This window comes from Terriglobales bacterium, from assembly GCA_035691485.1.
Lineage (GTDB): Bacteria > Acidobacteriota > Terriglobia > Terriglobales > Acidobacteriaceae > JAIQGF01.
Genome location: DASSIZ010000066.1, coordinates 1 through 13884, shown reverse-complemented (window position 1 = coordinate 13884; position 13884 = coordinate 1). Strand labels below are relative to the sequence as shown.

The window sequence follows — 13884 nt, the reverse complement described above, 5'->3', positions numbered from 1 at the left end:
GAATGGCATGTTCGCGAAAATCCTGCGCCAGGTGCGGCGCATTCCGCGCGGGAAAGTTGCGACCTACGGCGACGTTGCCTACGCCGCTGGATTTCCCGGCGCGGCGAGGCAAGTAGTCTGGGCGCTGCACTCTTCGAGCGGCCTGCCCTGGCAGCGCGTGGTCGGCGCCGGCGGCAAAATCCTGTTGACCGGCGAAGCGGCTATGGAACAACGCTTCCGGCTGGAAAATGAAGGCGTGCACTTCGTCGGGCTGCGAGTGGATATGGACAAGTGCCGGTTCGCGTTCTTCGCGCGCAAGAAGATCTCTCGCGCGAAGCGAAACAAGCGGCGTTCCTCAGACTGAAGACCTCATCGGCCTGCCAGGTGCGACAGCAGTTCCTTCCCTACTTTCTGCAACTCGCCAAACTGCCGCTGATACTCGACGAACAACCGGTTCAACTCCAGCGAGCGGTCGGGCGATAGCTTGGCGCGCAGCAGCATGTCGCGCACGTGGACGGGGTTGGGAAGGATGGCTTCTTCCCTGAGTTCCTCGAGAGCGGTGTTGACGTCGTAGTGATACATAATTTCAAATTTGGAAATTGGAAATTTATCCAGAGCGCCCGTGTAAATCAGATGAAGAATAGGGCCGAAACGGTGTCGTAAATTTCAAGTTTTCAAATTTCCAATTTCAAATCCCCTTACACCATTTCCGTACCCCAGAGATCGTGCAGGTGGATGACGCCCTGCAAGCGGCCATTGTCGTCGACCACCGCCAGCGAAGTGATTTTCTTCTGCTCCATGATGTTGAGTGCGGCGGTGGCAAAGGCCTCCGGCCGGATCGTTTTGGGGTTGCGGGTCATGCAGTCGCCGGCCGCAAGGTCGAGCACGTCCTTGCCGCGGCGCTCCAGCAGGCGGCGGAGGTCACCATCGCTGATGATTCCGAGCAGGGTGTCACCGTCCGTGACAGTAGTGATGCCGAGATGTTTGCGCGACATCTCGTAAATCACCTGCGACATCGGCGTCTGCGCTGCGACGCGAGGGATGGCTTCGCCGGTGTGCATCAGCCGGGAGACGCGCGCCAGTTTCTTGCCCAGCTTGCCGCCGGGATGGAGATCGGCAAAATCTTCTTCTTTAAATCCGCGCTTCTCGGCCAGCGCGACCGCCAGCGCGTCACCGAGCGCGACCATGGTAGTAGTAGATGCCGTGGGCGCCAGCCCCAGGCTGCAGGCCTCCTGCGCCACGGAGCAATCCAACACGATGTCTGCGGCCTGCGCCAGCGTGGAGCGCACCGCGCCGGTCATCGCCAGCAATTTCACGTCGAGGCGCTTGATGTTGGGAACCAGGGAGAGTATCTCCTCGGAGTCGCCGCTCTGCGACAGCGCGAGTACGACATCGCCGCGCACGATCATCCCCAGGTCTCCGTGCAGGGCTTCGACCGGGTGCATGAACAATGATGGTGTGCCGGTGGACGACAGCGTGGCGGCGATCTTGCGCGCGACCAGCCCGCTTTTTCCCATGCCGGTTACGACCACGCGTCCGCCGCAGGAGTAGAGACATTCCACGGCATCGGCGAAAGCCTTCGCCATCGTGCCTGCCAGACGATCGGCGAGCGCGCGCAGCGCGTCAGCCTCAATGCGAACGACATTTTCGCCGGTCTTTGCGGGCATGGGAGACAGGCGATGTTAGCAGATCAGCGGGCCGCGGCTGGTTTCCATTTCTTCAGAAAGGCGAGCAGGTCGTCGGGATCCATGCTGCGCGCGGATTCGAATTCGCCATGCTGCTGGCTATAGAGCAATGTGCCGTCGGGCGCGAGCACGGCCAGCGCGGGAACACCTTTTTCGATAGGCACGCCGTACTTCTGGGCCACGTCGAGGTTCTTGTTCATCTCTCCGATATCGACGTGAACAACCAGGAAGTTGGCATGGAGCAGGGGGGAGACGTCCGACTGGTGAAAGGCGGCGTCGAGCACGTGGCAGTCGTAGCACCAGTTGCCGCCGAAGACGAGCAGCACGCGCTTGTGCGCTCGCGCCGCCTTGGCCAGGGCCTCGCGAATCTCTGCCTTGGCGTCGGCGTCTTTTTCGTAGAGATGCGGGTTCAGTTTTCCCACCGGGCGCATTTTCAGCACCGGCGTGTGACTGCTCACGGCGATGCGCCAACCCTGCGGCTGCTGCATCCAGCCTTGCTGTTCGAGCACGTAGCGTTGGCGCACGCCGGACGGGGTGCTGGCGCGAAAGGCGACCTCCACGCTGAGGATCATCATGCCGTTCTTGCTTTCGGCATTCAGAACGCTCACCGCCGGCTGCTTCATGCCCGCGGCACGGGTTTGGGACCAGAAGTCGGTCTCGGCGCTGACCGGAAACTGCTGCTTGCCGTCGGAAGAGACGATTGATGCCGGCGGGTTGGTCGAATAGAGCGCCAGCAGCGCGGCGTTGTCACCGACGGTGACGGCAGCCTTCCACTGCTCGACCGCAGCGCCCAGTCCGAGCGGCAGCGTTTGCGCGGCGCAGGCGAGCGTCCAGACGCATAACCAACAAACAAGTCGAACCACAAAACGAATCACATTCTGTTTATACCGCATTTACCCACTGTGCACGTTCACTTACCTTAGTAATGCTTGGACTTTCCCGTACGCTGGTAGCATGGCGCTGCTATGCCGGTGGAACAGGGACAAGCGGTGGCGTACCTGGCAGCAGGCAAGCTGCACGTGCAGGACGGCAATGGCACGGCGCAGATCGTGGAGAGCCAGTTTGGCCAATCCATGCGCCGGCGCATGCTGGAACTGCACCAACGCTACGAGTGGAAAACGGCCGGACGCGGCGCGCAGTTCATGCGCGGCGGCGGCGCGCTGTGGGGCATGGGCGATCGCGATCCCGCCGAGATCCCGATCCGCATCACCGGCGTCACGCGCGGCTCCCGCAGCGGCGAACTGTTCTATGCCCTGACCACGCCCGAGGTCGGCGGCCTGTTCCGCGTCCGCGACGGCGTGGAGCAGAGACTATTCCACACCAACGATTACCGCGTTAGTGACACTGCCTATGGTCTCGGCGACCGCATCGCGTGCGTCTGCAACCACCGCAACGGCAGCTCGACCATCGCCGTGATCGGCGCCGACGGCAGCGGCATGGCCGAGGTCACGCAAGGCGACACGCAGGATGAATCGCCCACGTGGACGTCAGCCAACGAAATCGTTTACCAGTCCGCGGGCATGGCGCGCACGCCAGGCGGTTATGCGGTGGGACGCGGGCCGTTCGCCATCCAGAAGCTCGACATCGAAGGCGGGCAGGTAACCACTCTCGCCCAGGACCCGCATTTCGATCTGCTGGGACCGAAGGTCGCGGCGGATGGCACGCTGTATTACATCCGCCGGCCGTACCAGACGCTTACGCCGAAGATGAACCCGCTGCGCGTGGCGCTCGATTTTGTTCTGCTGCCCTTCCGGCTGCTGTACGCCATTTTCCAGTACATCAATTTCTTCAGCATGCGCTACACGGGCAAGACGCTGACCGCGGCGGGCGGCACGGCGCAGCGCGAGGCCGACGTCCGGCAGATGATGATCTGGGGAAACCTCATCAACGCGCAGAAAGCGGCGCGCGAAACCAACGGCGACGATGCCCCCGCGCTGGTACCGAAAACCTGGGAACTGGTGAAGCAGGACGCGAGCGGCGCCACCGAAGTGCTGGAGCGCGGCGTCGTGCACTTCGACCTCTGCCCGGATGGCTCGCTGCTTTACTCCAACGGCAGCGCACTTTTTCTGCGGCAAGCGAATGGAAAGACGGAACGCCTGCTGAAGGACTCGCTTATCCAGCAAGTCGTCGCCCTGTAAAAATCAATTCTGCTTATCTGCCGCGATGGCGTTCTGCAGTGCTCCGTGCACGGCCAGCAATTCGGTCAGCACCGGGCGAAGCCACTTCAGGTCGAGAGCATTGGCGCCGTCGGAGAGCGCGGCGGCGGGGTTGTCGTGCACCTCGACAAAGATTCCGTCCACACCAGCTGCTACCGCAGCGCGCGCAAGGATCGGAATGAATTCAGGCTGGCCGCCGGATTGGACGGTACCGTCGTCCGACCCGGCCGACGGCGCCTGGGCGACATTGTCCGACCCTGCGGACGGAAGTTGCACGGAGTGCGTCGCGTCGAAGACCACCGGCGCCAGCTTGCGCATGATCGGCAGCGAGCGCATGTCCACAACGAGATTGTTGTAGCCGAAGGATGAACCGCGTTCGGTGAGCAGAACGCGGTCGTTGCCGGACTCGCGCACCTTCTCTACCGCGTGGCGCATGTCCCACGGCGACACGAACTGGCCTTTCTTGATGTTGATGACCTTGCCCGTTTTGGCGGCGGCGACCAGCAGGTCGGTCTGGCGGCAGAGAAACGCCGGAATCTGCAGCACATCCACGAAATCAGAGACGATTTTGACGTCGTGGGCGTCGTGCACGTCGGTAAGCACCGGGAGGTGCACCGTGTCGCGGATTTTGCCCAGGATGCGCAGTCCTTCGGCAATTCCGGGCCCGCGATAGCTCTTCAGCGAAGTGCGGTTCGCCTTGTCGTAACTGGCTTTGAAGATGAAAGGGATGCGCAGCGCGCGAGCTACGCCGTTGATGCATTCCGCCATCCGGATGGCGTGTTCTTCCGACTCGATGACGCACGGTCCGGCGATGAGGAGGAGCCCGCCATCGCCGATGGTTAGGTCGCCGAGTTTGAAGGAAGCAGGTTTCAAAAGTTTCAAAGTTTCACGTTTCAAAGTTTCAAAGAAAAACGTCCACTGCTAACGTTGAAACTTTGCTGCTTTGCAACGTTGAAACATTCTATGACCGCGTTATCTTCTCCGGCCGCATGAACATCTCCACCTCGTTCGCCGCCTTCTGCTCCTTGCGCCGCAGGCGGTTTTCATACGCCGCCTTGATGAAGGACACGAACAGCGGGTGCGGTTCCAGCGGTTTCGACTTGAACTCGGGGTGGAACTGGCAACCGAGAAAATAGGGATGCTCTTCCTGCGGCAGCTCGACGATCTCGACATAAGTGCCGTCGGGCGTAATGCCGGTGACGCGCATCCCGGCGGAGCACATCTGCTCGCGATATTCCTGGTTGAACTCGTAGCGATGGCGGTGGCGTTCGCTGATCTCCTGGCTTCCATATGCCTTGGCCGCGAGCGAGCCCGGCTCCAGCTTGCACTGCCACGCGCCCAGCCGCATGGTGCCGCCCAGTTCTTCGACGCCGCGTAACTCGCGCAGCTTGTAAATGATTCGATGAGGCGTGGCGGGATCGAACTCGCTGGAGTTGGCGTTCTCCAGGCCGCAGACATCGCGCGCGAACTCGATGCAGGCGGTCTGCATGCCGAGGCAGATGCCAAAGTACGGCACCTTGTGCTCGCGGGCGAAGCGGATTCCGTTCAGCATGCCGGCAATGCCGCGCTTGCCGAACCCGCCGGGAACCAGGATGCCATCGTAGCCTTCGAGCTGCGATTCGAATTCATCGCCCTTTGTCTCCAGCCCTTCGGCCTCAATCCAGGAGACGTTCAATTTCAAATTCTGCGACAGCGCGCCGTGCACCAGGGCTTCCTTCAGCGATTTGTAGGAGTCTTCGTACTCGACATACTTGCCGACCAGCCCGATGGAAACCTCGTCCTTGGGATTGTTGACGCGGTTGACCAGTTCTTCCCAGCGGCTGATGTCACGCACGCCGCCGTCGATGTGCAGGTATTTCAGCACCAGCTTATCCACGCCCTCATGCGAGAAGGTCAGCGGTACCTCGTAAACCGAGTTGACGTCAATGGCGGTGATGACCGCTTCTTCTTCCACGTTGCAGAACAGGGCGATCTTGCTCTTGATGTCCTTGGACAGAAAGCGGTCGGTGCGGCACAGCAGGATGTCGGGCTGAATTCCGACGCTGAGCAATTCCTTCACCGAGTGCTGCGTCGGCTTGGTCTTCAGTTCGCCGGCAACGCCGATGAACGGCACCAGCGTAACGTGCACGAACAGGGTGTTCTCGCGGCCCAGGTCCTGGCGCATTTGGCGGATGGCCTCGATGAAGGGCAGTGATTCGATATCGCCGACGGTGCCGCCGATCTCGACGATGCACACGTCCACGTCCTGCGATACCTTTTTCATCGCTGCCTTGATCTCGTTGGTCACGTGCGGAATCACTTGCACGGTCTTGCCGAGATAATCGCCGCGGCGCTCCTTGGCGATGATCTGCTCGTAAATGCGGCCGGTGGTCCAGTTGTTGTCGCGGGTCAGCTTGGCGTGGGTAAAGCGTTCGTAGTGGCCGAGATCGAGGTCGGTTTCGGCGCCATCGTCAGTGACAAAAACTTCGCCGTGCTGGAATGGCGACATGGTGCCGGGATCGACGTTGAGATAAGGATCGAATTTCTGCAGGTTGACCTTGAGACCGCGGCTCTCCAGCAGACATCCGATGGAAGCCGCGGCCAATCCCTTGCCCAGTGAAGAAACCACACCACCGGTGACGAAGATGTACTTAGCCGACATTATTGGTTGACCTCGCCCTGTTGTGGATTGCGGAATTGCAGAACTGCGGAAGCGCGGAATCGAACAGCACACAAGCCTGGTCAATTCGGCAATTTTTTGAGGATACTTTCCCCAGGCCGTGGGTGGTCTGTGCCTGGGTACCGCTAGAGGGGTGCACGACCAATTATGGCAGAAAACGGGGCGGAAAGGAACGGTCGCGATTGCACCAGAACTGGTGCAGGACCGCGACTTTGGCGAGCCAACGGCGGTCTAACTGTGCAGACCGTCCGGAGAAAGCGGATAATTTCATGATGCGGTTGCTTGCGCAATTTCGGGTTTGCCTGTTGATATTCACGGTTGCGTTCTCGATCTCCTCGTCGGCCCAGCGAACCGGGCGGCATAAGACCACGCCAAAAACGGCGACCACACCGGCCGAAGCGGCGGGAAAACCCTGCCCGTTCTCTCGTCCCGATGACCAGCACCATCGCATCGTCCTCACCGACGGCAATTACCAGGTGACCGGAAAATGCGAGATTATCGGAGACCGCGTGCACTACATGAGCGCCGAACGCTCCGAGTGGGAGGACATTCCCACCGCGCTGGTGGATTGGGAGGCCACCCGGAAATACGAGCTTGGGCAAGCGCAACCGAAAAAGAACCTGGAAGCCGCCGCCGTCGATGCCGAAGAAGAGGCAGAACGCAAGAAGGAAGAAGAGAAATCGCCGGAGATCAAGCCCGGGCTGCGCCTGCCGTCACAGGGCGGCATCTACCTGCTGGACATCTATCGCGACAACCCCGAGTTGATTGAACTGGTGCAGAACGGCGGCGAGATCAACCAGAACCGCAAGAGCAACGTGCTGCGCGCGGCCATCAACCCGCTGGCCAAGGCAAAGCAGACGATCGAGATCAAGGGCACGCATGCCTCGGTGCAGTCGCATGTGCCGCAACCGGTGATTTACGTCAACATTGACATGGACCAGGACGCGCGCAACGGTCCCGCGGCTCACGATTTTTCCGACCATTTCCGCATCGTGCGCGCCACGCCCAAAAAGGATGCGCGCGTAGTCGGGGCCATCGAGGTCGCTGTCTACGGCAAGGTCAGCCAGAAGGAGAATTACGTCCAGACGCGCTCCCGGCCGCTGAACGCACAATGGATCGAGGTGGTGCCGGCACAGCCGCTGGAACCCGGCGAGTATGCGCTGGTGGAGATGCTGGGCAAAGACGTCAACATGTACGTCTGGGACTTCGGTGTCAGCCCGATCGCGCCCGAGAACGCATCCGCCTGGAAGCCGGCGCCGGTGAGCAATACCGAAACCGGGAGTCGGGACAGCCCGGTGCTGAACAAGCGTCCGCCCAATGAGTAACTCAGCAGCTCCGTACCGCATAGGAGATTACTGAGCTACTGAGCTACTGAGTTACGATTTATCGAACTGCCGAGTAGCCCGTCAATACAGCCATTCCGGTTGCTGCCTGCGTGCTATACTTCCTAGACCTGTTGCGCCCCCAGGAGGCTTTGCATCGACAAGAGGTACATTCGCACCAACGATCGGATTCGCGCCCGCGAAGTCCGCGTGATTGACGACGAAGGCAAGCAGGTCGGCGTCATGCCCCCCTACGAAGCGCTCAAGATGGCCCGCGAAAAGAGCCTTGACCTGGTGGAAATTTCTCCCACCGCCCAGCCTCCAGTGGTCCGCATCATGGATTTCGGCAAGTTCCTGTACCAGAAAGAAAAGCAGGAACGTGAAGCCAAGAAGCACCAGAAGGTCATCACCGTCAAAGAGGTCAAGTTCCGCATCAACGTGGACGAGCACGATTACCAGACGAAGAAAAACCACGCTATCCGGTTCCTTGAAGAGGGTGACAAGGTCAAGGCGACGATCTTTTTCCGTGGGCGGGAAATGACGCGCCAGAGCCTGGGACGCCAGATCCTGGAACGGCTGATTACCGACTTGGGGGACAAGGCGATCGTGGAGTTCCGGCCGCGGCAGGAAGGTAACACGCTGCACGCGATTTTGGCTCCGGCAAAGGCAAAACCGGAAACCAAGCCGAAGCCGCCGCGTCCGCCGCAGGCACAGCAGCCGCCACCGCAAGCCGCGCCCAGCGCGTAGAAATTGCTAGTTGGGTAATTTGGCAATCGGGTAATTGTGCCCGATTCGTGTGCGGATTGTGGGGCAGCGCCCTCATCCGCCACCAATCCGAGCCGGCAACTTTGATACAATAACCAATTCGCGTAAAGTTCGCGGAGGGTAGTGTCTGCACCGCCTCCAGTCAGGCAAGTCAGGATCACTTTACCCAATTACCCGATTTCGCAATTACCCGATCAACAGGGGAGTTATGCCGAAACTGAAGACACACAGTGGCGCCGCCAAGCGTTTCAAGAAAACCGCGACCGGCAAGATCAAGCGCGGACACGCCAAGGCGCGGCACATCCTGACCACCAAGACGACAAAGAAGAAACGTCACCTCGACCGCGACGTCATCATGGATAAGGCGGACGAGAAAAAAGTAAAGCGGATGATTCCGTATTAACGTTGCAAGGTTTCAGAGGTTTCAAAGTTTCAGCGCTGAGCAACGTGAAACTTTGAAATATTGAAACTCTGAAACTTTCGGGCGTGTGAAGAGGTTTGAGTCTCACTCCTGCCTCCAGCCGCCAGGAAAAAAGTTTCGATTTTCATGTTGTCTAGTTGCGGGTGAAACATGAAAACCTCGAAACGTGAACGCAAGAAAAGGAGCTACTAAATGCCTCGCGTCAAACGCGGCACCAAGCGTCGTGCCAAGCGCAAAAAGATCCTCGAACGCGCCTCTGGTTATTACCTCACAAAATCCAAGCTCTATCGCTCGGCGAAAGAGTCGGTCGAGCGCGCGCTGAAATTTGCCTATGCCGGACGCCGCCAGAAGAAGCGGCAGTACCGCTCGCTGTGGATCGTGCGCATCGGCGCGGCCGCCAAGCTCAACGGTTTGAGCTACAGCCGGTTTATCAGCGGCCTGAAACGCGCGGGCGTGGAACTGGACCGCAAGATCCTGGCCGACCTCGCGGTCAACGATCCGGCGGGATTTGCCAAGCTCGCGGAGCAGGCCAAGAGCGCACCCGCGGCGTAACCGGAAAAATCCAGCCGCGGATTTGCGCGGATGAACGCGGATCGAACATCCGAAAAAGAATCCGCGAAGATCCGCGTCAATCCGCGGTTTGATTTTCATGTATACAGTTCCCAAACTCGACGACTATTCGCCCGAGGCTCTCGAACGGGCCGTCGCACAACTGGTGTGCGCGCTTGACGAAGAAGCGCGCGAGGTTTCCGACGAAAGTTCATGGAAGGAGTTCCGCGACCGCTGGATGGCGCGCAAGAACGGCGTTCTGACGCAGGTCAACGACCTATGGCTGAAAGCCGCGCCAGGCCCGCAAAAGCGCGAGGTCGGGCGGCGCGTCAACGAGGTGAAGGCCAAGGTCGAAGCCGTAGTTGAGCAAACGCGGGAGCGGGTTTCCGGCGCCGCTTCCGACGATAAGCTCCGCGTCGATCGCGTTGACGTCACCCTTCCTGGCATCCGCCGTCCGCTTGGCGCGGAGCACCCGATCATCCGCACCATGAACGACATCATCGGAGTGTTCAAGGCGATGGGCTACTCGGTGGCGGAAGGGCCGGAGATCGAAACCGATTACTACAACTTCGAATCGCTGAATTTTCCGCCGAACCACCCGGCGCGCGACATGCAGGACACAATTTTTCTTGCCGGGCAGGAGCAGAAGCCTGCGCGCGATCGTCTGCTGCTGCGCACGCACACTTCACCGGTACAGATCCGCACCATGGAAAAGCAGAAGCCGCCGGTGCGGGTGGTGATTCCCGGCCGCGTCTATCGCAACGACGCGCCCGACGCGACCCATTCGCCGATGTTTCACCAGGTGGAAGGCCTGGCGGTGGACACGAACATTACCTTCTGCGATCTGAAGGGCTCGCTCGATCACGCCATGAAGTCGCTGTTCGGCTCATCGGTGAAGACGCGCTTCCGGCCGTCGTTCTTTCCGTTCACCGAACCAAGCGCGGAAGTTTTGATCTCCTGTATTTTTTGTGGCGGCGGATACCAGGGCGCGGCGCGCTGTCCGAATTGCAAGGCCAGCGGCTGGATTGAGTTACTGGGCTCGGGCATGGTGGATCCGGCGCTGTATGGCTTCGTCGGCTACGACGCGGAAAAGTACAGTGGCTTCGCCTTCGGCATGGGCGTTGACCGCATCGCCGCCATGCTCTACGGCGTCACCGATTTGCAGCTGTTCTTTAACGGGGACGTGAGGTTTTTGGAGCAGTTCGCGTAAGGTTTCGCGTTGCACGTTTCATGTTTCGCGTTCAAAAACGTGAAACGTGAAACTCGAAACGCGAAACCTCGAACGCGATTTTGAAATGAAGATACTCCCGACATGGCTTCGCGAATTCGTTGAAATCCCGGCCGACGAGCGGAAGCTTGCCGACGACTTGACGCTCGCCGGCATCTCGGTCGAGGGCATCGAGGGCGAAGGCGCGCGGACAGTCTACGACGTGGACTTCACGCCCAACCGTGTGGACGCCATGAATCACTACGGCGTGGCCCGCGAGTGCGCCGCGATCTACGACAAGGATTTAAAGGCGATTGCGCCCAAGGTCCTGGCCGAGGGCGGCCGGGCTACATCCGCGCTCGGGGGCGAGCGCGCTCCAGCATTCAAAATTGAAATTGAAGATTCGCAGGGCTGCGCCCGATATACCGCGCGAGTGATTCGCAACGTCAAGATTGCGCCGTCGCCGGAGAAAATCGCACAGCCCCTGGAACTTCTCGGATCGCGCGCCATCAACAATGCGGCGGATGCCAGCAACTACACGTTGCAGGAAATCGGCCATCCCACGCATTGTTTCGATCTCGACCTGCTGGAGGGCAGCAAGATCATCGTACGTCGCGCGCGTCCCGGCGAGAAGTTGAAGACGCTGGACGGCGTGGACCGCGTTCTGCATGTCGAGGACCTGGTCATTGCCGACGCCGTCAAGCCGGTGGCGCTCGCCGGGGTGATGGGCGGCTTCGATTCGATGATCACGGAGAAGACGCGCAACGTGCTGATCGAGTCGGCGTGGTTTGACCCGGCCTCGATCCGCCGCACCGCGCGCCGGCACGCGATGCATACGGACGCCTCGCATCGATTCGAGCGTGGCGCCGATATCGGCATCACGCCCACCGCGTGCGCGCGGGTTGCCGAACTCATCTTGCAAACCGCGGGCGGCCAAGTGGAAGGCGGCGAGATCGACGCCTATCCGCGCAAGCTCGATCGCCCTTCGCTCAAACTCCGCCGTACCGAGGTGCGCCGCCATCTCGGGCAGGACATTCCCGAGATCGAGGTCCAACGCATTCTTCGCCGCCTCGGTTTCACGGTTACCCCCGGGCGCGCGACCGTAGCCGTGCCCGTCCAGTCCATGACGCCTGCGGGAACCGGCGGCGCGCACGCCGCGGTGGCGGAAGAGACCGCGGATTTCGCCGTCCAGGCGCCAAGCTGGCGTCTCGACGTCGAACGCGAAATTGACTTGATTGAGGAAATCGCGCGCATCTACGGCTTTGACCGCTTCCCCAACACGCTGCCGGGCTTCGTCGGTGGCGTCGTCGAACTGCCCGATGCCAGGAAAGAAGCAAAACTTCGGACTTCCCTGCTCGGGTTGGGCTACAGCGAGGCCGTTTCGCTGACGTTCATTTCGCACGCTGATGCGCAACGTTTCTCCGATGCAGCGGCGGTCGAGATTGCCAACCCGATCAGCGAGGAAGCCTCGGTCCTGCGCACGTCCATGGTTCCCAGCATGCTCAATATGCTGGCCTACAATCTGAACCGCGGCAACGCGGAGGTGCGGCTGTTCGAGTCGGGAAAGGTGTACGAGAGCCTGGGAGCGCGCACCGAAGAGCAGCGCCGTCTCTGCATCGGCGCGACCGGCTCGGTGATTCCGCCCAGTATTCATGCGCCTGTGCGCAAGTATTCGTTTTTCGACCTGAAGGGCGACATGGAAACGCTGCTCGGGGCGTTCCAGTTCAATACTCTCTACTTCGACGCCAATGCGCCCGATTATTACCATCCCGGCCGTTGCGCGCGCGCGGTCATGGACGGCGCCACGCTGGCCCGCTTCGGCCAACTGCATCCGCAGCTCTCCGCCGAGCGCAAGCTGCGTCTCAGCGCACAGGAGCTTCCCGAGATTTACATCGCCGAAATTGACCTCGAGCGCCTCTTCCGCCACGAGCTGCGCAAAATCCGATATCAGGCAATCTCGCGCTTTCCGGCGGTCGACCGCGACTTCTCCTTCATCTTCGACGACACCGTTTCCTTCGAGCGCATTCAGAACGCAATTTCCGGCCTGCGCATCGAGGAACTGCGAGCGCTTGCTCCGGTCGAAATCTTCCGCGGCGGCTCGGTTTCTGCCGGCAAGTACTCCATGCTGCTGCGGGCGACCTTCCAGTCGCCCGAACGAACGCTGCGCGATGACGAAGTCGCTCTTTGGTCACAGCAGATCATCAAGGCATTGCAATCGCTAGGCGGCACCCTGCGCGCCTGATCTGAGTCTCGAGCTTGGTTCTTCGCTCGGTACTCAGTACTCGGTACTTGCTACAATGCGCGGTCTGGGGTGAGCCATGTCGTTTTCACGCAGATCGTTTCTCGGCACGCTCGGCCTGGGCGCTACCGCCGCTGCGGTGGGATTCAGCGGGCTCGAACAGATCGCGCTTGGCGAGCCGCCGCGCACCGCTGCCGTCAATGGTTTCCGCCTGCTCAATAGCAACGAGAACGCATACGGCATGTTTCCGAGCGTGGAGAAAGCGTGTGTGGAAGGCTTGCGCGTCGCCAACCGCTATCCCTTCAAGATCTATAACGACGTGGTCGCACGCGTCGCTGCGTCCATCAAGATCTCTCCCAAGCAGGTGCTGCTCGGCAATGGTTCGACGGAAGTGCTGGCCATGTGTTCTCGCGCCTTCACCGGCCCGGGACGCAAACTGATTGCCGCGGTACCGACGTTCGAGTCCTCGCTCGCCTATTCGCGTGCTCGCGGAGCACAAGTTATCGAGGTTCCGCTCACCGCCAGCTACGCGCACGATCTCGACGCCATGCTGGCGAGCGCCGGCAGCGACACCGGCCTGGTGTACATCTGCAATCCCAACAATCCCACCGCCTCGCTGACGCCGCGGCGCGATATCGAAGCGTTCGTGCGCAAGCTGCCCGCGAATGCGTACGTACTGATTGACGAGGCCTACCACCACTTTGCCACCGATTCTCCCGAGTATGTTTCGTTTATCGAGAAGCCCGTCGATGACCCGCGCATCATCGTGGCGCGCACGTTTTCTAAGATTTACGGCATGGCGGGTTTGCGCCTCGGCTATTCGGCTGCCATGCCGGAAACCACCAAGTTGCTGCAGGCGTGGCAACTGGAAGACAACGGCAACATGATCGCGCTCCATGCCG

At 60.6% G+C, this 13884-nt stretch carries 14 protein-coding genes; 9 read left to right on the top strand and 5 right to left on the bottom strand.

From position 1 onward, the window contains the following. Positions 1 to 343 (top strand): MGMT family protein (locus tag VFI82_08330; GenBank protein ID HET7184680.1); only part of this gene is annotated, 343 nt, incomplete at its 5' end. 5 nt (positions 344 to 348) lie between these two features. On the opposite strand, the gene VFI82_08325 is transcribed toward VFI82_08330, so the two are convergent. The 3 genes from VFI82_08325 to VFI82_08315 all read right to left on the bottom strand — a co-directional run bounded on the left by VFI82_08325 (position 349) and on the right by VFI82_08315 (position 2527). Further along, entirely contained in the window at positions 349 to 561 is a 213-nt protein-coding gene (locus tag VFI82_08325) for a hypothetical protein (GenBank protein HET7184679.1), read from the bottom strand. A gap of 116 nt (positions 562 to 677) precedes the next feature. Continuing rightward, positions 678 to 1646: a KpsF/GutQ family sugar-phosphate isomerase gene (locus tag VFI82_08320; protein HET7184678.1), complete on the bottom strand. Its 969-nt coding sequence runs from the start codon at positions 1644 to 1646 to the stop codon at positions 678 to 680. Positions 1647 to 1669: 23 nt separating this feature from the next. Beyond that, the gene (locus tag VFI82_08315; protein ID HET7184677.1) at positions 1670 to 2527 is read right to left on the bottom strand and encodes a thioredoxin family protein; all 858 of its coding nucleotides are present in this window, start codon (positions 2525 to 2527) and stop codon (positions 1670 to 1672) included. 102 nt (positions 2528 to 2629) lie between these two features. Here VFI82_08315 and VFI82_08310 point away from each other — a divergent pair, with 102 nt between their 5' ends. Further along, positions 2630 to 3802, top strand: coding sequence for a hypothetical protein (locus VFI82_08310; protein ID HET7184676.1), 1173 nt, complete (start codon positions 2630 to 2632; stop codon positions 3800 to 3802). A gap of 3 nt (positions 3803 to 3805) precedes the next feature. Here the strand turns inward: VFI82_08310 and kdsA are convergent, their stop codons facing one another. Together kdsA and VFI82_08300 are read right to left on the bottom strand one after the other, a co-directional pair. Next, on the bottom strand, positions 3806 to 4702 hold the full coding sequence (gene kdsA, locus VFI82_08305) for a 3-deoxy-8-phosphooctulonate synthase (protein HET7184675.1): 897 nt from the start codon (positions 4700 to 4702) through the stop codon (positions 3806 to 3808). A 79-nt stretch (positions 4703 to 4781) separates the two neighbouring features. Then, positions 4782 to 6461, bottom strand: a complete 1680-nt coding sequence (locus tag VFI82_08300; protein HET7184674.1) for a CTP synthase — start codon at positions 6459 to 6461, stop codon at positions 4782 to 4784. A gap of 287 nt (positions 6462 to 6748) precedes the next feature. Here VFI82_08300 and VFI82_08295 point away from each other — a divergent pair, with 287 nt between their 5' ends. From VFI82_08295 to VFI82_08265, 7 genes are all read left to right on the top strand, one after another. Then, on the top strand, positions 6749 to 7804 hold the full coding sequence (locus tag VFI82_08295) for a hypothetical protein (GenBank protein ID HET7184673.1): 1056 nt from the start codon (positions 6749 to 6751) through the stop codon (positions 7802 to 7804). 153 nt (positions 7805 to 7957) lie between these two features. Continuing rightward, positions 7958 to 8548: a translation initiation factor IF-3 gene (gene infC / locus VFI82_08290; GenBank protein ID HET7184672.1), complete on the top strand. Its 591-nt coding sequence runs from the start codon at positions 7958 to 7960 to the stop codon at positions 8546 to 8548. Between the two features lie 226 nt (positions 8549 to 8774). Then, entirely contained in the window at positions 8775 to 8969 is a 195-nt protein-coding gene (rpmI, locus tag VFI82_08285; protein HET7184671.1) for a 50S ribosomal protein L35, read from the top strand. 210 nt (positions 8970 to 9179) lie between these two features. Continuing rightward, on the top strand, positions 9180 to 9539 hold the full coding sequence (gene rplT, locus VFI82_08280) for a 50S ribosomal protein L20 (GenBank protein ID HET7184670.1): 360 nt from the start codon (positions 9180 to 9182) through the stop codon (positions 9537 to 9539). 97 nt (positions 9540 to 9636) lie between these two features. Further along, on the top strand, positions 9637 to 10746 hold the full coding sequence (gene pheS / locus VFI82_08275) for a phenylalanine--tRNA ligase subunit alpha (protein HET7184669.1): 1110 nt from the start codon (positions 9637 to 9639) through the stop codon (positions 10744 to 10746). Positions 10747 to 10831: 85 nt separating this feature from the next. Next, on the top strand, positions 10832 to 12985 hold the full coding sequence (locus VFI82_08270; GenBank protein ID HET7184668.1) for a phenylalanine--tRNA ligase subunit beta: 2154 nt from the start codon (positions 10832 to 10834) through the stop codon (positions 12983 to 12985). A gap of 76 nt (positions 12986 to 13061) precedes the next feature. Then, positions 13062 to 13884 (top strand): aminotransferase class I/II-fold pyridoxal phosphate-dependent enzyme (locus tag VFI82_08265; GenBank protein HET7184667.1); only part of this gene is annotated, 823 nt, incomplete at its 3' end.